This is a genomic window from Bradyrhizobium sp. Gha, assembly GCF_900113735.1.
Taxonomy (GTDB): domain Bacteria; phylum Pseudomonadota; class Alphaproteobacteria; order Rhizobiales; family Xanthobacteraceae; genus Bradyrhizobium.
In genome coordinates this window covers 492,327-511,271 of the sequence record NZ_FOQM01000002.1, presented here as the reverse complement: position 1 = coordinate 511,271, position 18,945 = coordinate 492,327, and the positions used below count along the sequence as shown (strand labels likewise).

Sequence of the window (18,945 nt, the reverse complement as noted above, 5' to 3'; positions counted from 1 at the left end):
TCATGCTCAAGCGAACTGGAATTGTGCTGCTGGCGCTCGCGATGGCCGCGGGTACGGCTACGCTGACTGCACAGACCGTGACCTCGGGCCTGCGCGGTCCGACGCCGCTGAGCGACGAAGGTCCGGCGCCGCCGATGCTGCCGAACCGCAATACGTCCGAGAAGGAGGCGCGCAATTATCCGGAGCAGCCGCCGGTCATCCCGCATTCGATCGACGGCTACCAGATCGACCTCAACAGCAACAAATGCCTGTCCTGTCATGCACGCTCGCGCACGTCGGAATCGCAGGCGCCGATGGTCTCGATCACGCATTTCATGGACCGTGACGGCCAGTTCCTGGCCTCGATCTCGCCACGCCGGTTCTTCTGCACGGAGTGCCACGTCCCACAGAACACGGCGACGCCGCCCGTGAGCAACGACTTCGTCGACATCGACACGCTGCTGTCGCGCGCAAGCCCGGGTGGCCGGCGATGACGACGACCGCGGACGAGCCAAAAGACAAGCGCGGCTTTATCGCGCGAGCCTGGGATTTCGCGCTCGAGCTGTGGGGTGTGCTGTCGCGGCCGAGCACCGTCTTCGCGCTCGGCACGCTCGTGCTCGCAGGCTTTGCCGCCGGCGTGATCTTCTGGGGCGGCTTCAACACCGCGCTGGAACTGACCAACACCGAAAAGTTCTGCACCGGCTGTCACGAGATGAAGGACAACGTCTTCGCCGAGCTCAAATCGACCATCCACTTCACCAACCGCTCCGGCGTGCGCGCGACCTGCCCGGATTGCCACGTGCCGCACAACTGGACCGACAAGATCGCGCGCAAGATGCAGGCCTCCAAGGAAGTCTGGGGCAAGATCTTCGGCACGATCGACACGCGCGAGAAATTCCTCGATCACCGGCTCGAGCTCGCCGCGCATGAATGGGCGCGCTTCAAGGCCAATGATTCCCTGGAATGCCGCAACTGCCACAGCGCCGATTCCATGGACATCACCAAGCAGTCGCCGCGGGCCTCGGTGGCGCATCAGCGCTTCCTGTTCACGGGCGAGAAGACCTGCATCGACTGCCACAAGGGCATTGCCCACCACCTGCCCGACATGCGCGGCGTTCCAGGGTGGCAGTAGGATCGTTCCGCGCCGCTTGAACCGGCGGGGCGAATGGTTAGTTTTGGGAGACTGGCGAATCGCATCGTTTCGCCCTTCCTCAAGACAGACATGACCAACTTCTCTCCGCATCAGGATGCCGCGCTCAAGGCCGTTGGCGACTGGCTCAAGGCCAAGCCCGGCCGCAACGGCACGCCGCCGATTTTCCGCCTGTTCGGCTTTGCCGGCACCGGCAAGACCACGCTTGCGCGGCACATCGCCGAAGGCGTCGACGGCGAGGTGAAATTTGCCGCCTTCACCGGCAAGGCGGCGCTGGTCATGCGCAACAAGGGTTGCGACGAGGCTTCCACCATCCACTCGCTGATCTACCGCGCCCGCGAGTCCGGCGAGGAGCAGCCGAGCTTCGAATTGTGGGACGACGCGCCCGCTTCCAAGGCCAAGCTGATCGTGATCGACGAATGTTCGATGGTCGATGCCGAGCTGGGCCGCGATCTGATGTCGTTCGATTGTCCGCTGCTGGTGCTGGGCGATCCCGCGCAGCTGCCGCCGATCCAGGGCGGCGGCTTCTTCACCAACACCGAGCCCGATGCGATGCTGACCGAGGTGCATCGCCAGGCGCAGGACGATCCGATCGTACGGATGTCGATGGACGTGCGCGAGGGGCGCGAGCTCGACATCGGCCGCTACGGCGAGAGCGAGGTCGTATCGCGCAAAGAGCTCGATCCTGATCGCGTCATGGGCGCCGACCAGGTGCTGGTCGGCCGCAACAACACGCGACGGGCCTACAACATGCGGGTGCGGCAGCGCCAGAACATCGAGGATGTCTTCCCCGTTGCCGGCGACAAGCTGGTGTGCCTGCGCAACAACCGCAAGAAAGGCCTGTTCAACGGCGGACTGTGGCGCGTGAAGTCGCGCAACACCTCGCGCTCGAAGTCGCGCATCCTCTCCATGCGGCTGTCGCCGGATGAAGACTTTGGCCACAAGGTCACGAAGGTGTCGGTGCGCGCCGACTGTTTCGAGGGCGGCATCGAGCAGATCGCCTGGGAGCAGCGCAAGCCCTATGACGAGTTCGACTACGGCTACGTGCTCACCGTGCACAAATCGCAGGGCTCGCAATGGGACGACGTCGTGCTGTTCGACGAGAGCTTTGCGTTCCAGGACTCGAGAGCGCGGTGGCTGTACACGGGGATCACGCGGGCAGCGAAAAGGTTGAGCATCGTCGTCTAGAGCGGCAATCCCCTTCGTCCCGCCACGAAATGAAATCCTCAACGGCCGGGGGCATCGACCCCGGAGCTCGCCGTGTCGCCAAGCCGGACCGGCGGCTTTTTCACGGACTCGTGTCGTAACATTGGCCGGGTCGGCCCGTATCTCCAGGTGTCTGAAAACGCCGGGCAGGCTGTTCGCCCGCCCTCAACCGCCCTAAACTGTCAGGCCTTCCGAAAGAGGATCCGCCATGCGCCGCTCCGTCCTGTCCCTGTTCGCCGCCACCACCGCCTTGACGCTGGCCTTCGCCGCACCGACCCGGGCCGCGGAAGACGCCGTAGTCATCCCCGCCCCTGCACTGGACGCAACCTCGGCAAGCGGCATCCAGACCGCGGTGCTCGCCGGCGGCTGCTTCTGGGGCGTGCAGGGCGTGTTCCAGCACACCGCCGGTGTCGTCAACGCCGTGTCCGGCTATGCCGGCGGCACCAAGGCGACGGCCGACTACCAGACGGTCTCGACCGGCCGGACCGGTCATGCCGAGTCGGTCGAGATCAAGTTCGATCCGAAGAGGATCTCTTACGGCAAAATCCTGCAGATCTACTTCTCGGTGGCGCACGACCCGACCCAGCTCAACCGCCAGGGGCCCGACACCGGCACGCAATATCGCTCGGCGATCTTCACCACCTCAGACGAGCAGAAGAAGGTCGCGGAGGCCTATATCGCCCAGCTCAACGGCGCCAAGGTCTTCAGCAAGCCGATCGTGACGAAGGTTGGCGCGCTGGAGGCGTTTTACCCGGCCGAGGCCTATCACCAGGACTATCTGACGCTACACCCGACCCAGCCCTACATCGCCTACAACGACATCCCGAAGGTCGAGAACCTGAAAAAGCTGTTCGCGGATAACTACATCGAGAAGCCGACGCTGGTGAGTGCCAGCAAGGCCACCAATTGATCCCAGAGATCACCAGACAAAACGGGAGACCCATGCCCGACACCAAGACGAAAACCACCGACGCCAAGGTCATCAAGAGCGAAGAGCAGTGGCGGCGCGAATTGTCGCCGATGCAGTACGCGGTGCTGCGCGAGAAGGCGACCGAACGTCCCTTCTCCGGCGAGTATGAGCACGACCACCGTGCCGGCACCTATGTCTGCGCCGGCTGCGGCAATGTGCTGTTCGAATCCGACGCGAAGTTCGATTCCGGCTGCGGCTGGCCAAGCTTCACCGCGCCTGCCGTCGAGAGCCATATCGACGAGGAGCGGGATACCACGCACGGCATGATCCGCACCGAGGTGCTTTGCTCCAAATGCAGCGGTCATCTTGGCCATGTCTTCCCCGATGGACCGGGACCGACCGGCCTGCGCTACTGCATCAATTCAGCGGCGCTGAAGCTCGAGCCGAAATAAAGGTTGCACGCCGCCGGGTTTCCCCGATGGAACCCGGCGGCGCGATGTGCTTTTCTCGCCCGGCGGTGCAGCCGATGAGCGCTTTCGGGCGGCCGCCAGGAAGGATGTGAAGGAGGGCGCCAAGGAGGACACCGTGACACTCGGGACCATCCTGATCATCCTGGTGATCATCTATCTCTTGGGCGGCTGGTCCGGCCGGATCGGCGGATATGGCTACGGCATGGGCCATTCCGGCATGGGGATCGGCGGCGTCATTCTGGCGGTGCTGCTCGTCCTGGTGCTTCTTGGCAAGATATAAACCATATAAGACACTGTAAACACTATGCTTTTTTGGTCTGCGGAGCTGCCATGCGCGGATTCATCATCTCGCATCGCAGGGGTCGCATTTTTGTCAAAACGGCCTATATTAGTGGACGAAAATGACATGCGGCGGGCCCGCTTGATTGCTCCGCCCACCAAAACCCCACGCGCTTAAAGCCCCAGACAAGATCACGAGGTCTTTGACCATGCGTCCACTGCGTCCGTTCAACTTCAACACTTCCGCCGAGCTCTTCCCCGCCGCCATCCGCAAGAAGAAGCGCGCGGGCTTCACCTATCGCCGGTTCGGCACTGCTGCCGAGGCCGTGCAGTTCGCGATGGAGCAGCTGCCGACGGATTCGCTGAATGGCGCCTATCTCCAGGTCGAGGAAGCTCGTTTCGACCAGAACGGCATCCGCTCGCTGTATGAGAGCGAGGCATTCCCGCTGCCCCGCCACCGCAAGCCGGAGCCGGTGGCCGAGACCGACGCCGACGCGGCGTAAGCTTTCCAAAAGTTCCGATGTGCGCGGACAGCGCGATGGCTGAAAGGTCATCGCGCTTTTTGCGTTTTAGTTCGAACTCTCGTGTCCGGGCCACGAGAGAGGGAACGCAGAGCAAGCAAAGCGCGCTACATCCGGGGCTGCTTGTCGAGCCAGCGGCGCAGGAGGCGGACGTTGCGCATATTGGCACGGAACAGGACGTCGAAGGCGTCGCCGGCGAACGGCACGATGCCGACGACGCCGTCGACTGCGACATTGCCCAGCATGCGCGCGGTGACGTACCAGGGCGCGCCAAGCGCGCGGGCCTCACGCACCAGCCACAGCGAGATCGCGGTGGTGATGACGTCGCCGACGACGGGGATCAGGCCGATCAGCCCGTCAATGCCGTAGCGGATATTGGTGCCGGGCAGGACGAATGCGATGTCGAGCAGCTTTGCGATCGCCTCGAACCGCGCGATCCGCTGCTCGCGCGTCAGATTGCCGAACGGATTGCCGTTGCCGAATCCTTGACTAAATCCCTGGCCGAATCCTTGGCCAGATCCTTCCCCGAATTCGAAACGAAATTCGCGAAACCCCTGCTCCAGGGTCTCGGGGCGGATCTCATGGCCCTCCTGGTCGATGATCGGCCCGCGGGTCTCGCGGCCCGAGAAGTCGGCGCGCGAATGCGTCCCGGAGCGGGGCTTGCGTGGTGCGAGAATGTCGTCATCGGGCATGGTCATGGCCATTGGAGAACGCAGTGACGCAACAGAGGTTGCTGCGTCACGTCAGGAAGGCGCGCTCAGCTTGCCGCCGCGGCCGGTTGCGGTTCCTCGACATAGTGATGCACGATCCAGGATGACAGCACCGACGGCACGAAACCGACCAGGCCGTACAGGATGAACTGCACCGCGCCGGAATCAGGCCCGCGCGAGCCGTAGGTGAACGCAGCCAGGACGAAAGCGAACAGGCCGACCAGCAGCATCCGCAGCGCCGGCCGGATCCGCCTGACGTGGATCAGGATGTCGTCGACCGCGCCGATCATCAACGAGGGCAGGACGCCGAACAGATAGCTGTATTGCAGGCTCTTGAAGAACACGGCGAACAGCTTGCCGACCTCCTCGAGACTGGTCTGCGTCCAGTAGCCGGACTGGTAGGTCGTCGTCAGCAGCAGCAGGAAACCGCCCACGAACGGACCAACGAGCGCAAACACCAGATAGCGTTTCATCGAGGACTCCTCATCCGCTCGCATTTATAGCAGCGCGCCGGGAACCTTGGATAGCGGGTTACAGGGGCTCGAAGGAGGAACAAGTGGCAAGGCGACGAGTTCAGACAGGACCTTGAAATTCACCAGTCAGATCTGGAGCCGTCGATGCCTCGTAAATTGATGTTGCTGGCGACGATCACGCTCTCGGCCCTCGGTGCCCTGTCGAACACGCCCGTGCTCGCTCAGGGCCATATGGGCTCACCGCAGGAACAGAATGCCTGCTCGCGTGATGCCTCGCGGCTGTGCCGGAAGGATCTCGGCAATGACGGTGCAGTGCAAGGCTGCCTGCAGGCCCATCGTGCGAAGCTGTCGCGATCGTGCAGCAAGGTGTTCGAGAGCCACGGCATGTGAGGGTCCGGCGATCCCGGGCGAACGGAGAACGAAGTGATGTTGCGGGAGGAACAGCTTTCGATCCTCAAGGACATCAGCCAATCCGTCGCCTTCGCCGACGATCGGAACGGTAAGGTCGGCGAGCTGATCGCGGACGGCTACGTGACGAAGGATGGCGACCTGTTCGAGCTGACCGCCAAGGGGATCACGGCTGTCGAGGAGCACGCGGCCGCCCTCGCGGCGAGCGACGTAGAACCGACGAGCGTATCGTCCGATCGATCGACCTGAGCGCGTGCCGGCATATTGCGTGACGGACGCGCAACATCTGCGAATTCCTTCGCGCCTCCCATTGAAGCTTCGCGACTTTAGCGCATACTTCGCTCGGGCGGCGCAGCACTTTTCGATTCGAACATCAAGAAATCGAGCGACCACATGCGGGGGCTGGAGTCCGCCGCGTGAAGGCTGTGACATGCGACATTTCAAGCCGCGTGCGGCGCCCCAAAAACCAAGTGGTTCAATCCACGGAACTCGGGGACGCATCCTTCATGACACGCAACCAGACCATCGCTTCGCCACTTAAGACCACAGCTTCGCTGTTGGCCTTGGCCGCCACCGCCCTCACCCTTCAGGCATCACCCAGCCTCGCCTTCTCGTCCGAAGCGCAGCAGATGTGCTCGGGCGATGCGATGCGGCTATGCTCCTATGAAATCCCTAATATCTCGCGCATCACCGCCTGCATGGTGCATAAGAAGGCCCAGCTCAGCCCCGGCTGCCGCGCCGTGATGGACCGCGAGCACGCAGCCGCTATCGCAGCCCGCAAGCGGGAAGCGGCCGCGGAGTAGCGGTGGCAAGTTTCAAGTCAAGAGCTGCCGCTTTGGACGGAGCACCTGTCCCTAGGGAGAGGTCGGAGCTCATCCGTGAGGGGTTACACTTTCATTATGCGCTGCGGCCCCTCACCCGGATTGCTCTGGACGATGCTTCGCATCGCCAAGTCCAACCCGACCTCTCCCCGCTGGGGAGAGGTGAGAAGCCTCAATCGCCCCACTGCGCAAAGGCGTCGTTGAAGGCGCGCTCGCCGGGGGCGCCCTTCTCGATGGCGATGATCGCACGGCGCTGGTTGGCGTAGACCAGCGGCACATCGAACCAGGAACGTTCCTTCAAGAGCTGGACGTTGCGGGCGCGGTCGGCATCGACGTTGGAGAGACCGACGAGGAAGAAACCGTCGGTGACCTTGACGGCGAGGCCTGCGAGCGGCGTGCCGCGCGCCTGCTCATTCGACTTCATCAGGATGCCCGGCACGTTGGAGACGCTGCCGCCCGGAAAGTCCGGTGGCAGGATGAAGGTCAGCTCGGCCGTGTGGCTCGCCGGCAGCGACGAGTCGGTGTTGCGGCGGAACGACATCGTCATCTTGAACTTGCGCTCGGGGATCTCGATGTCGGCACGCACGGCGACGTCGGCCTTCTGGTTGCCCGACGCCTTGATCGGTTCGAGCCGCCACACCACCGAGCCGACATATTGCTTGCCCTTCGGGTCGGACGGATCCTCGTCATAGAGCACGACCTTCTGCGCCACCGGCGCGGCAGGCTGGTCGCTGGCCGAGGGCTGGCCGACGCGATCCGGAATCTTGGGCTTGCTCTGCGGCTGCGAACTATCCTTCGGCGCCTCCACCACCTGGGTAGGGGACGGCTTGAGCATATTGGTCGCGGTCTGGACCAGCTGTTTGCCCCAAAGGATACCGGCGCCGACCAGGATCAGCACGACGCCGATGGCGATCGCGCTCTTGAACGGGAAAACGGAGCCTCTGCCGGCGCGCTTCTTGGCGTCCCGATTGGGCGCGATGCGCGGACGCGGCGACGGCGGCTGCGGCGTGTAGCGTTCGGCCTCCTCCATCGACTCGTCATAGGAATAGGGCGCGTCGGGCTCGGCGGCGCGATTTTCCAGGCTCGGCTCCAGCCGGTCGAATTCCGGCGTGGGCGAGGGCACGTTGGCGTAGGTGCGGCGCGCGGCGCGATTGGCCTGCGCGGCGGCTCCGCCGAGATCGTTGACGTCGGCTGTAATGTCGCGGAAGCCGCGCACGCCCGGTGCCGGCGGCACCGGAGGCGGCTGTCCGCCGTCTTGTGGACGGCGCGGAGGCGAGCGATCGCGTCCGGCCGGCGGTTCCGGCGGCGACGGCTGGCGCGGCGCGTCGAAACGTGGCGGCCGCGGCGGACGCGGGGCCTCGCCCTGGTCGTCGCCGAGCGGCGGACGTTCGTTGCGTGGCGGCGCCGCGCCTCGGGGCCGCGGCGGCGCGGACGGCTGTGGGGGTGCCGACGGGTTACTTTCGGCGGCACGGGCGCTGGCACGGCGGAATGCATCGCCGCTGCCCCCGGTGCGGGCGCCGCCAGCCGGGCGCGAGGCCTCGCGGGCACGCAGGGCGGCCTCGGATTCGACCTTGCGAACGGCCTCTTCCAGCGATAGCCGCTCGCGGGTGATCTCCGATTCGGACAGCGGCGGCTGCACGCTGCGCAGCTGCGCGATCAGCGCCGTGCGCGCACGCTCATAAAGCGCGCGCCGGCTTTCGCCGGGAGCGTTAGGGTCCAGGGCGGCAATAGCGCGGGCGATCAGCGGATAGTAATCAGCCATTTCTACTCAACTATATCCGCGTCCTGGTAAGAGATCGTTAAGCCTCAAACGGGTTTTGCACCAGGATAGTATCCTCGCGTTCGGGGCTGGTGGAAAGCAGCGCGACCGGGCACCCCACCAATTCCTCGATCCGGCGGACATATTTGATGGCCTGGGCCGGCAGCTGGGCCCAGGAGCGGGCGTTGGCCGTCGGCTCCTTCCAACCCTCGATGGTCTCCCAGATCGGCTCGACCCGCGCCTGGGCGCCCTCGCCGGCCGGAAAATGGTCGATCTCCTTGCCGTCCAGCTTGTAGCCGGTGCAGACCTCGATCGTGTCGAAGCCGTCGAGAATGTCGAGTTTTGTGAGTGCCAGCCCGTTGATGCCGCAGGTCCGAACGGCTTGGCGGACGAGGACCGCGTCGAACCAGCCGCAGCGGCGCGGGCGGCCGGTGTTGGTGCCGAACTCGCGGCCACGCTCGCCGATCTTGCGGCCGATCGCGTTGTCCTGCTCGGTCGGGAACGGGCCCTGGCCGACGCGGGTCGTGTAGGCCTTGCACAGGCCGAGCACATAACCGACCGCACTCGGTCCCAGGCCGGCGCCGGTCGCGGCCTGCGCCGCCACCGTGTTGGACGAGGTGACATAAGGATAAGTGCCGTGGTCGACGTCGAGCAGCGCGCCTTGCGCGCCCTCGAACAACATGCGCTTGCCGGCACGCCGCTCGATGTCGAGCAGGCGCCACACGGTCTCCGCGTAGGGCAGCAGTTGCGGCGCCAGCGCGCTCAGTTCCTTCAGGATCTCCTTGCCGTCGAACTCCGGCAGGTTGAGGCCGCGACGGAGCGCGTTGTGGTGCGCAAGCAGCCGGTCGATCTTGTGCGGGAGCGTGTCCAGATCGGCGAGGTCCATCAGGCGAATCGCGCGGCGACCGACCTTGTCCTCATAGGCAGGTCCGATGCCGCGGCGGGTGGTGCCGATCGCGGTCGCGGCATTGGAGGATTCGCGTAAGGCGTCGAGTTCACGGTGCAGCGGCAGGATCAGGGTGACGTTTTCGGCGACGCGCAGGTTTTCCGGCGAGACCGCAACGCCCTGCGCCCTGAGCTTGGTCACCTCGTCGAGGAAGGCGGCGGGATCGAACACCACGCCGTTGCCGATCACGGAGAGCTTGCCCTCGCGCAGCACGCCCGAGGGCAGCAGCGCGAGCTTGTAGGTCGTACCGTTGATGACCAGCGTATGGCCGGCATTATGGCCGCCCTGGAAGCGAACGACGATGTCCGCCTGCTCCGACAACCAGTCGACGATCTTGCCCTTTCCTTCGTCGCCCCACTGGGCGCCGACGACGACAACATTGGCCATTCGCGGGTAATCCTTCGAAGAATGCTCTCTCAGTGGCATGATCCAATCGGAAAACCGGTACCCACTTTTCCGGGAACATGCCTGCGCCCAGCCCAATTCCCGGCCTGGTGCCGTTCGTACGCGGGGCAGCCCCACCGGATAAAGGAAGCGGCCTTCCTAAGCAAGCAAGAACGGGGCTTTTTGAGGACCCAATGCCCGATCCAAGCCTTTGATATCCCCCGAAAATCCGGACATCTTCACGAGCCATGCGCAGATCTCGACCAAAGCGCTGGACGCAGCACCCGCCGCTGCATGGTCGCGATGCACCTGCAGCCGTTGATGCAACCTCGATTTCCATGTCTTTGGACGGTGCCGGTCTCAACCGTCCGGACCGAGCCGGGCCGCGGGCCTTGGCGTTCTTGTTGGTGCATTCCACCGCGGGGCCATAACGATCACAATGTCCGCCACCGGCCAGACCACGAGCGCCGAAACATCCGGCGAGCACTGGATTGCCAACCAGCCTTATCTCCTGCTCAGCATCACCGCGCTGTGCTGGGCCGGCAATGCGGTTGTGGGACGGATGGCCGCCGGACACATCCCGCCGGTGACGCTGTCCTTCCTGCGCTGGACCTTCGCCTTCCTGCTGGTGCTGCCGTTTGCCTGGAAGCACCTCGCCCAGGACTGGCCCGCGATCCGCAGCAAATTCGGCCTGATGATCGCGCTGTCGATCACCGGAATCGGCGCCTTCAACACACTGCAATATTGGGCGCTGGAACATACCCAGGCGCTCAACACCCTGCTGCTGCAGTCGGCCGCGCCTCTCGTCGTGGCGCTGTGGTCGCTGGCCATCCTCGGCATCCGTCTGACTGGGGCGCAGGCCTTCGGCGTGGCTCTCTCCATGTGCGGCGTGCTGATCATCCTGCTGCATGGCGATCTCACCACGCTGTCGAACATCGCCTTCAACAAGGGCGACCTGATCTTCATGGTCGCGCTGATCATCTTCGCGCTTTATTCGGTGCTGACCCTGAAGCGGCCGCCGATCCACGGCCTGTCGTTCCTTGCTTTCACCTTCGGCGCCGGCGCGGCGTGCCTCATTCCGCTGGAGATCTGGGAGCTGTCGGCGCGCCCCGTCATGAAGCTGGACGGGCCGAATCTGCTCACCCTGTTCTATGTCGCGGTGTTTCCATCGACGCTCGCTTATCTCTGCTTCAACCGTGGCGTCCGGCTGATCGGCGCCAACCGCGCCGCGCCGTTCTTCCACGTCGTGCCGGTGTTCGGCTCGATCATGGCCATGGCCTTCCTGGGCGAGCGGCCGCAGGCCTTCCACTTCATCGGCTTCGCGCTGGTGCTGTCGGGCGTGTTCGTGGCGTCACGGAAGCAGGCGACCTAGTTTCTCTGTTCAATATATTGACCGCCAATGGCACCTCCCGGGTCGCAGCTGCATCGTAGCATTGCGGCGCTGTGACTTGTGTCGTGACGGCGAACCGGCGCAAGCTCGCAATCGACGCCAATGACGATCGCCTCGCCCGCGCCCCCCGCATCAAATGCCGCCAGCTGGCTCAACAACCAGCCCTATTTGCTGTTGAGCCTGAGCTCGCTGTTCTGGGCCGGCAACATCGTGATCGCACGCCATGTCGGCGCGCATGTGCCGCCGCTCACGGTGACCACGATCCGCTGGTTCGGCGTGTTCCTGATCCTGCTGCCGTTCTCGTGGCCGCACCTGAAGCGCGACTGGCCCGCATTGCGGAACAGCCTGCCGCTGATGCTGTTCCTGTCGCTGGTCGGCTTCGCCTTCAACAATGCGATCTCTTACTGGGCCCTGCAATATACCGAGGCGTTGAACGCGCTGCTGATCCAGTCGGCAGGTCCGCTGTTCGTGGCGCTGTGGTCGCTGGTGCTGTTCGGCGTGCGGTTGACCGGCGGGCAGCTTGCAGGGATCGCGATCTCGTTGATTGGCGTGCTGATCATCATCCTGCGCGGTGATCTCGCTGCGCTGGCGAGCATCTCGTTCAACAGGGGCGACATCATGTTCGCCTCCTCGCTGGTGGCGTTCGGAATCTACTCCGCCTTCATCCCGCGCAGGCCGAAGGTCCACCAGCTCTCGTTTCTGTCCTTCACCACCTGCTGCGGCGCCTTCATGCTGCTGCCGACGGCGGTCTGGGAGGGCTGGAGCGGCCGGATGCTGCATTTCGACACCGAGACCCTGATGACGCTCGGCTACATCCTGATCTTTCCCTCGACCCTCGCCTATCTCTTCTTCAACCGCGGCGTCGCGCTGATCGGGCCGAACCGTGCCGCGCCGTTCTTCCATCTGGTGCCGGTGTTCGGCTCGGCGATGGCGATCCTGCTGCTCGGCGAGAAACTCCAGCCGTTTCACCTGATCGGCTACGCGCTGGTGCTCGCCGGCGTCGTCATCGCGTCACGACAGGGGTCTGCCGTGGCGTGAATCGCGACGGCTCAAAAAAGGAAAAGGTGGGCACGGCGCTTGCGCGTCATTGCCCATCGACCGAATTCCGCGCCAGGAATCAGGCCGCGCGAACCTTGGCGAGGAAGCCGTCCACCGCCCTGCGCAGCGCGCCGGACTGGTGATCCAGCTCGCGCGCGTTGGTCAGCACGTCGCCGGCCGCGGCGCCGGTCGCTTGCGCGGCCGACGTGACGCTGCCGATGTGGGCGTTGATCTCGCTCGAGCCGGCAGCAACCGACTGGATGTTGCGGGCGATCTCGCGGGTGGCGTCGCCCTGCTGCTCGATCGAGGCCGAAATGCCGGCGGTGATCTCGCTCATCTCGGCGATGGTCTGGGTGATGCCGCCGATCGCTGCGACCGCATCGCTGGTCGAAGTCTGCATCGCCGCGACCTGGGCGGAGATTTCCTCGGTCGCCTTGGCGGTCTGGTTGGCCAGCGCCTTGACCTCGGAGGCGACGACGGCGAAGCCGCGACCGGATTCACCGGCGCGCGCCGCCTCGATGGTGGCGTTGAGCGCGAGCAGGTTGGTCTGCGCCGCGATCGAATGAATGAGCTTGACCACCTCGCCAATCTTCTCGGCGCCGGTGGAGAGTTCCTGAACCGTGGCGTTGGTCCGTTCGGCGTCGCTGACGGCACGGCTGGCCACTTCGGTCGAGCGTGTCACCTGGCGGGAGATTTCCGCAACCGAGCTCGAGAGCTCTTCGGCGGCGGCGGCGACGGTGCCGACATTGCCGGAGGCTTTCTGCGAGGCCGCACCGACCGTTGCCGCCCGCGAGGAGGCATCGCTGGCGGTCGCGGTCATCGACTGCGCCGTCGACTGCATGCCGGCCGCGGCCGAGGACACCGAGCGGACGATGCCGTTGACGCTGCGTTCGAAGTCGCTGGCGATGTCTTCCATCGCGCTGCGACGTTCCGCCGCCGCACGCTCCATCGCCGCCCCTTCGGTCTTCTCGAGGTCGCGTATGCGAAGCGCATTGTCCTTGAAGATCTGGACGGTCGCAGCCATCGCGCCGACCTCGTCGCCGCGGCCGACGCCGGGGATGTCGCCCTCCAGCTTACCGTCGGCGAGATCCTTCATGCGGGCGCCGAGCAGGGCCAGCGGACGGCTGATGCTGCGGCCGATCATCCAGGCGACGCTGCCGGCGACGATGACGATGCCGAGCATGGCGAGGCCGAGCAGCCAGTAGACCGGAACCATCTTGGCATCGATATCTTCAAGATAGCCGCCGGTGCCGAGATACATGTCGAAGCCGGGAACGGCCGCCGAATAGCCGACCTTGCGGATCGGCTTTTCCTGGCCGGGCTTCATGTACTCGTAGAACAGCAGCAGCGAGCCGTTGGCCTTGACGCCGTCCATCCAATCCCTGGAGAGATTGCGGCCGTTGGTCAGAACGTCCATGCGGTTCTGGCCAACCTGCTTCGGATCAGGCGCGAGCTGGGTGATGCCGTCATAGGACGTGCCGAACAGATAGCCCGTGCCCTTGTCGTAGGTCATCGCGTTGCCGTAGCGACGAAGCTCGGCCATGGCCGCATCCTTGGTCAGCTCACCGGCATCGACGCGCTTCTTGAGATTGCCCGCGAAGCTGAGCGCCACTTCCACGATGGACTTCGTCTGGTCGATGCGCGCATTCACCATCTCGCGCTTCATCAGATATCCGGCGAGAACCCCGGAGATACACAAACCGACGAGGGTGACGCCGACGAGGATGCCAAGCTTGGGGGCGATCTTCAGATTGCTCAACTTCAAGGGATGGACTCCGGAGAAAAGGGATACGGGCACGCGAGTGAATCGGTCGAAATTGACTCAGCATTTAGTATGAGACCCCTTAGCAAGTTACTTACAGGCCTCCGTAGAAGCCCCTACGTCGCCGGACACAACGGTGAACAATAGCGGCGGCAACAACCCGGAATTGTACGCACTCACGCCGATTTCGCGTAAAAGACGCAAAGGCCCTGCCCACAAGGCCGAGCCGCAACAAGAACCGACAAACCAAATCGGGAGCAGGACATGCCGAAATACAGGGTGGTGACGCCGAAGGGCGCGAGCTTCACGGTCGCGGGCAGCGATTATTCCTACGAACGCGAGGCGCTCGATCCGATCGATGCCGAGATCGTCGAGGGGCCGGCCGACGAGGCGGAGTTCATCGCCGCCGCCAGAAATGCCGACGCGATCTACGCCAAGGGCATTCCGATCACCAAAAACATCATCGACGCGCTGGAGAACTGCAAGGTCATCACGCTCGGCTCGGTCGGCGTCGACAGCGTCGACATCAAGGCCGCCACCGCGCGCGGCATTCCGGTCACCAACATCCCTGATACCTTCATCGAGGAGGTCGCCGACCACGCCATGATGCTGCTGCTGGCAGGCTTCCGCCGGCTGATCGAGCAGGACAAGATGGTGCGCACCGGCCGCTGGTCCGAGGGCCGGCCCGCGCTGCTGAAAATCCCGCGATTGATGGGCCAGACGCTCGGCTTCATCTCGTTCGGCCGCGTCGCGCGTGCGGTTGCGAAGCGTGCCGCGCCGTTCGGACTGCGCATGATGGCCTACGATCCCTTCATCCAGGAAACGCTGATGTACGACCACGGCGTGATGCCGGCGACGCTCAACGAGGTGCTGTCGCAGTCCGACTTCGTGTCGATGCACGCCCCCGCCCGGCCTGAAGTGCATCACATGCTGACCGAGAAGCATTTTCGTCAGATGAAGAAGGGCTCGATCTTCATCAATACGGGGCGCGGCGCCACGGTCGACGAGGAGAGCCTGATCAAGGCGCTGCAGGAAGGCTGGATCGCGCACGCCGCCCTCGACGTGCTGGAAAAGGAACCGCCGCCGCACAACAACCCGCTCCTGAGCATGGAGAACGTGACCCTGACCGCCCATGTCGCCTCGGCCTCGGCACGATTCGATGAGGCCCGCAAGCGCCGGGTGGGCTACGAATTGTCACTGGTGCTTCAGGGCATGTGGCCGGTAAGCTGTGTCAATCCGTCGGTGCTGCAAGACACCGCGCTCCGCCGCTGGCAGCCCGTCAGCATGGATCGCGGGCCCAACAGCTGAGGCGGCCGGCGCAACAGGCGCCGCGGCAAAAAGACCGAGACGGCCCTTCACCGGCGATCAACGCCGGGAAGGGAGACATCACAGGGAGGAACTGATGAGGAACGACATCACACGTCGTGATGCCTTGGCGCTGGGCCTGTCCGCTGCGGCTGTCGCGGCATCAGGCGCGCCGGCGCATGCTCAATCCACGATCAAGGCAGCGGACGTCCCCGCCCCTAAACTGCCGATCGAGAAGGGCGCGACGCTTCGCATGCTGCGGCCGGTGCGCTTCGTCCAGGCCGACGAAGACGTGTTCCGCGCCAATGCGGCCAAGTTCACCAAGGCCACCGGCGTCGAGGTCAAGGTCGATTTCGTCGGCTGGGAGGACATCGCCCAGCAGACCGCGGTGACGGCCAATTCAGGCGCCGGCCCCGACATCATCATCGGCTTCTCCGATGCGCCGCACATCTATATCGACAAGCTGATCGAGCTGACCGATGTCGCCGACTATCTGGGCAAGCGTTACGGCGGCTGGCTGCCGCTGGCGCAGCGCTACGGCAAGAAGAACAAGAGCGAGACCTGGATCGGCCTGCCGTTCGGTGCGTCCGCAGGTCCGTTGATCTACCGCAAATCGATCCTGCAGTCGGTGGGCTTCGACAAGGTGCCGGAAGACCATGCCGGCATCCTCGACCTCTGCCAGAAGCTGCAGAAGGCCGGCAAGCCGGCAGGCTTCGCGCTCGGCAACGCCAAGGGCGATGGCAACGGCTTTGCCAGCTGGGCGCTATGGTCGCACAACGCGGCCCTGCTCGACGAAGAAGGTAACGTCACCATCAACAGCAAGGAGACCATCGCCGCGCTAAACTGGGTCAAGCAGCTGTATCCAACCTTCATCGCCGGCACCACATCGTGGAACGACGTCAGTAACAATCGCGCTTATTCCGCGCAGGAGATCTCGCTGACGGCCAACGGCGTGTCGCTGTATTTCTCGCTGAAGAACGATCCTGCGACCAAGGCGATCGCCGACGACAGCGAGCATCAATTGCTGCCGAAAGGCGTCGCCAAGATCTCGCCGATGGCGGGCCTGACGCTGAACGCCATGGTGTTCAAGCACAGTCAATATCCCAACGCCGCAAAGGCGTTGCTGCAATACATGCTGGAGACGGATCAGTACGAGCCGTGGCTCAATGCCAATTCGGGCTATTGGGCGCAGCCCCTTGCGGCCTATGCCGACGCGGCCGTGTGGTCAGGAGATCCGAAGGTGAAGATCTTCAAGGACACCATGAACAGCACCTATTACGACGGCTACAAGGGACCGATCTCGACGGCAACGGGTGCGGTCAGCGCGGACTACGTGCTGATCCAGATGTTCGCCTCCGTTGCGACCGGCGCTGCCACGCCGGAGGCTGCGGCCGCAGAAGCCGAGCAGCGCTGCAAGCGCTACTTCAGGCGACAGAGGTAACGCCGACGACGAGCGACCGTCATTGCGAGCGCAGCGAAGCAATCCGGCCCATCCACGCAGCGAGAGCCTGGATTTGCTTCGTCGCTTCGTTCCTCGCAATGACGATGGAGTGACTTTCCAGAACAGGACAACGCCCTGATGTCCGTGACCACCCTCTCCTCCCCTGCGCTGGCCCAGCGGCAACCGAACTGGCTGGTCCGCCTGTTCGACTACAAGCCGTTTTTGATCGCGATGTGCCTCGCGCCTGCGATCGGGTTACTGGCGGTGTTTCTGACCTATCCGCTGGGGCTCGGCATCTGGCTCGCCTTTACCGACACCACGATCGGCCAGAAGGGGATCTTCGTCGGCCTCGACAATTTCCAGTATCTGCTCAGCGATCCGCTGTGGTGGAACGCGGTGTTCTACAGCGTGGTCTACACTGGTATCGCGACTTTCGGGAAGTTTGCGCTCGGCTTCTGGCTCGCGCTGCTGCTCAACAACCATTTTCCCTTCAAGAGCCTCTTGCGCGCGATCATCCTGTTGCCGTGGATCGTACCGACGGTGCTGTCGGCCCTGGCGTTCTGGTGGATCTACGATCCGCAATTCTCGATCATCTCCTATCTGCTGGTCGACGTGCTGCATTGGCGCGACAGCAACATCGACTTCCTGGGCTCGCCCTGGCCGGCGCGGTTCTCGCTGATCGCCGCCAACATCTGGCGCGGCATTCCTTTCGTCGCGATCTCGCTGCTGGCGGGACTGCAGACCATCTCGCCCTCGCTCTACGAGGCTGCGATGCTCGACGGCGCCAGTTCCTGGCAGCGCTTCCGCTACATCACCTTCCCGATGATGATGCCGATCCTTGCCATCGTCATGACCTTCTCGATCATCTTCACCTTCACCGACTTCCAGCTGGTCTATGCGATCACCCGCGGCGGTCCCGGCAACTCGACGCATTTGCTGGCCACACTCGCGTTCCAGCGCGGCATCGCCGGCGGCGAGCTCGGCGAAGGCGCGGCCATCGCGGTGTCGATGATCCCGTTCCTGGTGTTCGCGACGCTGTTTTCCTATTTCGGCCTGGCGCGCCGCAAATGGCAGCAGGGAGAGGCCAATGACTGACACCGTCGCGCAACGCGCCGCCGTCGCTGACGCCAAAGCCGCACCCGACACCATGGCCTGGGATTCCGGGCTGCGCCGACTGATGATGATCTATCTGCCGCTCGGCTGCTTCGTCCTGATCCTACTGTTTCCGTTCTACTGGATGGCGATCACCTCGTTCAAGCCGAACGCGGAGCTGCTGAACTACCGGGAGCACAACCCGTTCTGGATCTCGTCCCCGACGCTGGCGCATATCAAGCACCTGCTGTTCGACACGTCCTATCCGCGCTGGCTGTGGACGACGATGCTGGTGGCGATCGGGGCGACCACGCTGTCGCTGGTCGCGAGCACGCTTGCCGCCTACGCCATCGAGCGCCTGCGCTTCCGCGGCAGCGCTTATGTCGGGCTCGGCATCTATCTCGCTTACCTCGTGCCGCCGTCGATCCTGTTCATCCCGCTCGCCACGGTGGTGGTGCAGTTCGGCCTGTTCGACTCGCCGCTGGCCCTGATCCTGGTCTACCCGACTTTCCTGGTGCCGTTCTGCACCTGGCTGCTGATCGGCTATTTCAAGTCGATACCGTACGAGCTCGAGGAATGCGCGCTGGTCGACGGCGCGACGCGGTTGCAGATACTGCGGCGGATTACGCTGCCCCTCGCCGTGCCCGGGCTGATCTCGGCTGGCATCTTTTCTTTCACGCTATCCTGGAACGAGTTCATCTACGCGCTCGCCTTCATCCAGAGCGGCGCCAACAAGACCGTGCCGGTCGCGATCCTGACCGAGCTCGTCACCGGCGACGTCTACCAATGGGGCGCGCTGATGGCGGGCTCGCTGCTCGGCTCGCTGCCGGTCGCGATCTTCTATTCGCTGTTCGTGGACTACTACGTGTCTTCGCTCACCGGCGCGGTCAAGGAATAGCTC

General features: G+C 64.2%; 21 protein-coding genes. 16 read left to right on the top strand and 5 right to left on the bottom strand.

Going from position 1 to position 18,945, the window contains the following annotated elements; all coding sequences use genetic code 11:
* Window positions 1-2: 2 nt before the first annotated feature.
* The 7 genes from BM222_RS05560 to BM222_RS05530 all read left to right on the top strand — a co-directional run bounded on the left by BM222_RS05560 (window position 3) and on the right by BM222_RS05530 (window position 4,497).
* Window positions 3-473, top strand: a complete 471-nt coding sequence (locus tag BM222_RS05560) for a nitrate reductase cytochrome c-type subunit (RefSeq protein WP_177243025.1) — start codon at window positions 3-5, stop codon at window positions 471-473.
* Window positions 470-1,111 carry a NapC/NirT family cytochrome c gene (locus BM222_RS05555; RefSeq protein ID WP_092227242.1) on the top strand — a complete coding sequence of 214 codons (642 nt, stop codon included), beginning with the start codon at window positions 470-472 and terminating at the stop codon, window positions 1,109-1,111. Before BM222_RS05560 ends, BM222_RS05555 begins: the two co-directional genes overlap by 4 nt.
* Window positions 1,112-1,201: 90 nt before the next feature.
* The gene (locus tag BM222_RS05550) at window positions 1,202-2,317 is read left to right on the top strand and encodes an ATP-dependent DNA helicase (RefSeq protein WP_092227241.1); all 1,116 of its coding nucleotides are present in this window, start codon (window positions 1,202-1,204) and stop codon (window positions 2,315-2,317) included.
* Between the two features lie 226 nt (window positions 2,318-2,543).
* Window positions 2,544-3,245: a peptide-methionine (S)-S-oxide reductase MsrA gene (msrA, locus tag BM222_RS05545; RefSeq protein ID WP_092227240.1), complete on the top strand. Its 702-nt coding sequence runs from the start codon at window positions 2,544-2,546 to the stop codon at window positions 3,243-3,245.
* 32 nt (window positions 3,246-3,277) lie between these two features.
* Window positions 3,278-3,697 (top strand): peptide-methionine (R)-S-oxide reductase MsrB, encoded by a 420-nt coding sequence (gene msrB, locus BM222_RS05540; RefSeq protein ID WP_092227239.1) that lies wholly within the window; start codon window positions 3,278-3,280, stop codon window positions 3,695-3,697.
* Between the two features lie 133 nt (window positions 3,698-3,830).
* The gene (locus BM222_RS05535; RefSeq protein WP_177243031.1) at window positions 3,831-3,995 is read left to right on the top strand and encodes a DUF3309 family protein; all 165 of its coding nucleotides are present in this window, start codon (window positions 3,831-3,833) and stop codon (window positions 3,993-3,995) included.
* A gap of 208 nt (window positions 3,996-4,203) precedes the next feature.
* The gene (locus BM222_RS05530) at window positions 4,204-4,497 is read left to right on the top strand and encodes a hypothetical protein (RefSeq protein ID WP_027532521.1); all 294 of its coding nucleotides are present in this window, start codon (window positions 4,204-4,206) and stop codon (window positions 4,495-4,497) included.
* Between the two features lie 125 nt (window positions 4,498-4,622).
* Here the strand turns inward: BM222_RS05530 and BM222_RS05525 are convergent, their stop codons facing one another.
* Complete coding sequence (locus BM222_RS05525; protein WP_092227308.1) at window positions 4,623-5,213, bottom strand: DUF4112 domain-containing protein; 591 nt, start codon at window positions 5,211-5,213, stop codon at window positions 4,623-4,625.
* A 59-nt stretch (window positions 5,214-5,272) separates the two neighbouring features.
* Complete coding sequence (locus tag BM222_RS05520; RefSeq protein ID WP_092227237.1) at window positions 5,273-5,698, bottom strand: DUF5413 family protein; 426 nt, start codon at window positions 5,696-5,698, stop codon at window positions 5,273-5,275.
* Window positions 5,699-5,842: 144 nt separating this feature from the next.
* On the opposite strand from BM222_RS05520, the gene BM222_RS05515 reads away from it, so the two are divergent.
* The 3 genes from BM222_RS05515 (at window position 5,843) to BM222_RS05505 (ending at window position 6,909) form a co-directional block, all read left to right on the top strand.
* Window positions 5,843-6,088, top strand: coding sequence for a hypothetical protein (locus BM222_RS05515; protein WP_092227236.1), 246 nt, complete (start codon window positions 5,843-5,845; stop codon window positions 6,086-6,088).
* A 36-nt stretch (window positions 6,089-6,124) separates the two neighbouring features.
* Complete coding sequence (locus BM222_RS05510; protein WP_092227235.1) at window positions 6,125-6,355, top strand: hypothetical protein; 231 nt, start codon at window positions 6,125-6,127, stop codon at window positions 6,353-6,355.
* Between the two features lie 257 nt (window positions 6,356-6,612).
* The gene (locus BM222_RS05505; protein WP_349509846.1) at window positions 6,613-6,909 is read left to right on the top strand and encodes a hypothetical protein; all 297 of its coding nucleotides are present in this window, start codon (window positions 6,613-6,615) and stop codon (window positions 6,907-6,909) included.
* Between the two features lie 190 nt (window positions 6,910-7,099).
* Here the strand turns inward: BM222_RS05505 and BM222_RS05500 are convergent, their stop codons facing one another.
* Both BM222_RS05500 and BM222_RS05495 read right to left on the bottom strand, forming a co-directional pair.
* Window positions 7,100-8,689: a hypothetical protein gene (locus tag BM222_RS05500; RefSeq protein WP_092227233.1), complete on the bottom strand. Its 1,590-nt coding sequence runs from the start codon at window positions 8,687-8,689 to the stop codon at window positions 7,100-7,102.
* A gap of 37 nt (window positions 8,690-8,726) precedes the next feature.
* Window positions 8,727-10,019 carry an adenylosuccinate synthase gene (locus tag BM222_RS05495; RefSeq protein ID WP_092227232.1) on the bottom strand — a complete coding sequence of 431 codons (1,293 nt, stop codon included), beginning with the start codon at window positions 10,017-10,019 and terminating at the stop codon, window positions 8,727-8,729.
* A 436-nt stretch (window positions 10,020-10,455) separates the two neighbouring features.
* Between BM222_RS05495 and BM222_RS05490 the strand changes: the two genes are divergently transcribed.
* Together BM222_RS05490 and BM222_RS05485 are read left to right on the top strand one after the other, a co-directional pair.
* Entirely contained in the window at window positions 10,456-11,388 is a 933-nt protein-coding gene (locus tag BM222_RS05490; RefSeq protein WP_092227231.1) for a DMT family transporter, read from the top strand.
* A gap of 120 nt (window positions 11,389-11,508) precedes the next feature.
* Window positions 11,509-12,444 (top strand): DMT family transporter, encoded by a 936-nt coding sequence (locus BM222_RS05485; RefSeq protein WP_092227230.1) that lies wholly within the window; start codon window positions 11,509-11,511, stop codon window positions 12,442-12,444.
* Between the two features lie 79 nt (window positions 12,445-12,523).
* On the opposite strand, the gene BM222_RS05480 is transcribed toward BM222_RS05485, so the two are convergent.
* Window positions 12,524-14,209 (bottom strand): methyl-accepting chemotaxis protein, encoded by a 1,686-nt coding sequence (locus BM222_RS05480; protein ID WP_092227229.1) that lies wholly within the window; start codon window positions 14,207-14,209, stop codon window positions 12,524-12,526.
* A gap of 261 nt (window positions 14,210-14,470) precedes the next feature.
* On the opposite strand from BM222_RS05480, the gene BM222_RS05475 reads away from it, so the two are divergent.
* The 4 genes from BM222_RS05475 to BM222_RS05460 all read left to right on the top strand — a co-directional run bounded on the left by BM222_RS05475 (window position 14,471) and on the right by BM222_RS05460 (window position 18,942).
* The gene (locus BM222_RS05475; RefSeq protein ID WP_092227228.1) at window positions 14,471-15,514 is read left to right on the top strand and encodes a C-terminal binding protein; all 1,044 of its coding nucleotides are present in this window, start codon (window positions 14,471-14,473) and stop codon (window positions 15,512-15,514) included.
* Window positions 15,515-15,608: 94 nt separating this feature from the next.
* Window positions 15,609-16,952: an ABC transporter substrate-binding protein gene (locus tag BM222_RS05470; RefSeq protein WP_092227227.1), complete on the top strand. Its 1,344-nt coding sequence runs from the start codon at window positions 15,609-15,611 to the stop codon at window positions 16,950-16,952.
* A 138-nt stretch (window positions 16,953-17,090) separates the two neighbouring features.
* Window positions 17,091-18,047 (top strand): carbohydrate ABC transporter permease, encoded by a 957-nt coding sequence (locus tag BM222_RS05465; RefSeq protein WP_092227226.1) that lies wholly within the window; start codon window positions 17,091-17,093, stop codon window positions 18,045-18,047.
* Window positions 18,040-18,942 (top strand): carbohydrate ABC transporter permease, encoded by a 903-nt coding sequence (locus BM222_RS05460; RefSeq protein WP_092227225.1) that lies wholly within the window; start codon window positions 18,040-18,042, stop codon window positions 18,940-18,942. The genes BM222_RS05465 and BM222_RS05460 overlap by 8 nt, the downstream gene beginning before the upstream one ends.
* Window positions 18,943-18,945 lie beyond the last annotated feature (3 nt).

What these genes read in the sequence shown, in the direction of transcription:
- BM222_RS05560 (WP_177243025.1), top strand. Translation starts at nt 3, where the DNA reads ATGCTCAAGCGAACTGGAATTGTGCTGCTGGCGCTCGCGATGGCCGCG.
- BM222_RS05555 (WP_092227242.1), top strand. Translation starts at nt 470, where the DNA reads ATGACGACGACCGCGGACGAGCCAAAAGACAAGCGCGGCTTTATCGCG.
- BM222_RS05550 (WP_092227241.1), top strand. Translation starts at nt 1,202, where the DNA reads ATGACCAACTTCTCTCCGCATCAGGATGCCGCGCTCAAGGCCGTTGGC.
- msrA (WP_092227240.1), top strand. Translation starts at nt 2,544, where the DNA reads ATGCGCCGCTCCGTCCTGTCCCTGTTCGCCGCCACCACCGCCTTGACG.
- msrB (WP_092227239.1), top strand. Translation starts at nt 3,278, where the DNA reads ATGCCCGACACCAAGACGAAAACCACCGACGCCAAGGTCATCAAGAGC.
- BM222_RS05530 (WP_027532521.1), top strand. Translation starts at nt 4,204, where the DNA reads ATGCGTCCACTGCGTCCGTTCAACTTCAACACTTCCGCCGAGCTCTTC.
- BM222_RS05525 (WP_092227308.1), bottom strand. Translation starts at nt 5,213, where the DNA reads ATGACCATGCCCGATGACGACATTCTCGCACCACGCAAGCCCCGCTCC.
- BM222_RS05520 (WP_092227237.1), bottom strand. Translation starts at nt 5,698, where the DNA reads ATGAAACGCTATCTGGTGTTTGCGCTCGTTGGTCCGTTCGTGGGCGGT.
- BM222_RS05515 (WP_092227236.1), top strand. Translation starts at nt 5,843, where the DNA reads ATGCCTCGTAAATTGATGTTGCTGGCGACGATCACGCTCTCGGCCCTC.
- BM222_RS05510 (WP_092227235.1), top strand. Translation starts at nt 6,125, where the DNA reads ATGTTGCGGGAGGAACAGCTTTCGATCCTCAAGGACATCAGCCAATCC.
- BM222_RS05505 (WP_349509846.1), top strand. Translation starts at nt 6,613, where the DNA reads ATGACACGCAACCAGACCATCGCTTCGCCACTTAAGACCACAGCTTCG.
- BM222_RS05500 (WP_092227233.1), bottom strand. Translation starts at nt 8,689, where the DNA reads ATGGCTGATTACTATCCGCTGATCGCCCGCGCTATTGCCGCCCTGGAC.
- BM222_RS05495 (WP_092227232.1), bottom strand. Translation starts at nt 10,019, where the DNA reads ATGGCCAATGTTGTCGTCGTCGGCGCCCAGTGGGGCGACGAAGGAAAG.
- BM222_RS05490 (WP_092227231.1), top strand. Translation starts at nt 10,456, where the DNA reads ATGTCCGCCACCGGCCAGACCACGAGCGCCGAAACATCCGGCGAGCAC.
- BM222_RS05485 (WP_092227230.1), top strand. Translation starts at nt 11,509, where the DNA reads ATGACGATCGCCTCGCCCGCGCCCCCCGCATCAAATGCCGCCAGCTGG.
- BM222_RS05475 (WP_092227228.1), top strand. Translation starts at nt 14,471, where the DNA reads ATGCCGAAATACAGGGTGGTGACGCCGAAGGGCGCGAGCTTCACGGTC.
- BM222_RS05470 (WP_092227227.1), top strand. Translation starts at nt 15,609, where the DNA reads ATGAGGAACGACATCACACGTCGTGATGCCTTGGCGCTGGGCCTGTCC.
- BM222_RS05465 (WP_092227226.1), top strand. Translation starts at nt 17,091, where the DNA reads ATGTCCGTGACCACCCTCTCCTCCCCTGCGCTGGCCCAGCGGCAACCG.
- BM222_RS05460 (WP_092227225.1), top strand. Translation starts at nt 18,040, where the DNA reads ATGACTGACACCGTCGCGCAACGCGCCGCCGTCGCTGACGCCAAAGCC.